Raw genomic sequence first — 2,006 nt, 5'->3', positions numbered from 1 at the left:
CGAAATCCAATATCAGGCTGCAGTAAAGCTCCACGGGGTCTTTCCGTCCAGCTGCGGGTAATGAGCATCTTCACTCATACTACAATTTCGCCGGGCCCCTCGTCAAGACAGCGCCCAAGTCGTTACGCCTTTCGTGCGGGTCGGAACTTACCCGACAAGGAATTTCGCTACCTTAGGACCGTTATAGTTACGGCCGCCGTTCACTGGGGCTTCGGTTCAGAGCTTCGCCTTCCGGCTAACCCCTCCCCTTAACCTTCCAGCACCGGGCAGGCGTCAGCCCCTATACGTCGGATTCCTCCTTAGCAGAGACCTGTGTTTTTGCTAAACAGTCGCTTGGGCCGATTCCCTGCGACCCGTTCACCAACTGCTTCCGCAGCCAGCTACTAGGGCACCCCTTCTCCCGAAGTTACGGGGTCAGTTTGCCGAGTTCCTTAACGAGGGTTCTCCCGCTCGCCTGTGGATTCTCTCCTCGCCTACCTGTGTCGGTTTGCAGTACGGGCACCTTCGGCCTCGCTAGAGGCTTTTCTCGGCAGTGTGGGTTCAGCCGCTTCGGTACTCACCTTCCCTCCCCATCACCCTTCAGCACCACCAGACGGATTTGCCTGTCCGGCTTGCCTTTGGGCTTGGACGCGCTCTACCAACCGCGCGCTCGGCCTACCCTCCTGCGTCACCCCTTCGCTCAAACGGCCTCAGGTGGCACGGGATTATCTACCCGTTCTCCATCGCCTACGCATTACCATGCCTCGGCTTAGGTCCCGGCTAACCCTGAGTGGACGAGCCTTCCTCAGGAAACCTTAGGCTTCCGGCGGGCAGGATTCTCACCTGCCTCTCGCTACTTATACCGACATTCTCACTTCCTACCAGTCCACATAACCTTACGGTTATGCTTCCGCCCAGTAGGAACGCTCCCCTACCACAGTGACCTTTCGGCCACCATCCGCAGCTTCGGTGTAAGCCTTCAGCCCCGTTACATTTTCGGCGCAGCACCGCTAGACCAGTGAGCTGTTACGCACTCTTTAAATGATGGCTGCTTCTAAGCCAACATCCTGGCTGTCTTCGCAGTGCCACATCCTTCCCCACTTAGGCTTACTTCGGGACCTTAGCTGACGGTCTGGGCTGTTCCCCTCTCGACTGTGAAGCTTATCCCCCACAGTCTGACTCCCAGCTACCCTCTGGCCGGCATTCGGAGTTTGATAGGGTTCGGTAACCTCTCGGCCCCTAGCCCAGTCAGTGCTCTACCTCCGGCCAGGTCCAGCTGAGGCTAGCCCTAAAGCTATTTCGGGGAGAACCAGCTATCTCCGCGTTCGATTGGCATTTCACCCCTACCCACAGCTCATCCCATGACTTTTCAACGTCAACATGGTTCGGGCCTCCACGGGAGTTTAGTCCCGCTTCACCCTGGCCATGGGTAGATCACGCGGTTTCGGGTCTACCGCACCAAACTCACGCCCTATTCGGACTCGCTTTCGCTACGGCTCCGGAGCTTTAGCCCCTTAACCTCGCTTGGTACGGTAACTCGCCGGTCCGTTCTGCAAAAAGTACGAGGTCGCTTGACGCTCCCTCTGCTTGTAGACACACGGTTTCAGGTTCTATTTCACTCCCCTCCCGGGGTTCTTTTCACCTTTCCCTCACGGTACTATGCGCTATCGGTCGCAAGGTGGTATTTAGCCTTGGGAGATGGTCCTCCCTGCTTCCCACGGGATTCCTCGTGTCCCGTGGTACTCGGGATGTGCCAGGCGGCCTTCTGAGTTTCGCCTACAGGGCTTTCACCTTCTATGGCCCCGCTTTCCAGCGGCGTTCGGCTACCCATCCAGCTCGCCTCGCCCTACCGTCGTCAGGCTCGGCACTCCCTCAACCCCCATCATGCAACGGCGACGGCCTTTCACACATGATGGGTTTGGGCTACTCCCCTTTCGCTCGCCGCTACTCAGGGAATCGCTCTTGCTTTCTTTTCCTCGGGGTACTAAGATGTTTCAGTTCCCCCGGTATCGCCTCCCATGCCTATG

1 rRNA gene is annotated in these 2,006 nt (G+C 57.9%); it reads right to left on the bottom strand.

From position 1 onward, the window contains the following. Positions 1-2,006: ribosomal RNA gene (locus tag AN618_RS12270) — 23S ribosomal RNA — on the bottom strand; the annotation flags it as partial.

Source organism: Fervidicola ferrireducens (genome assembly GCF_001562425.1).
In the GTDB taxonomy this organism is placed as follows: domain Bacteria; phylum Bacillota; class Thermosediminibacteria; order Thermosediminibacterales; family Thermosediminibacteraceae; genus Fervidicola; species Fervidicola ferrireducens.
This window is presented reverse-complemented; position numbering and strand designations above follow the sequence as displayed.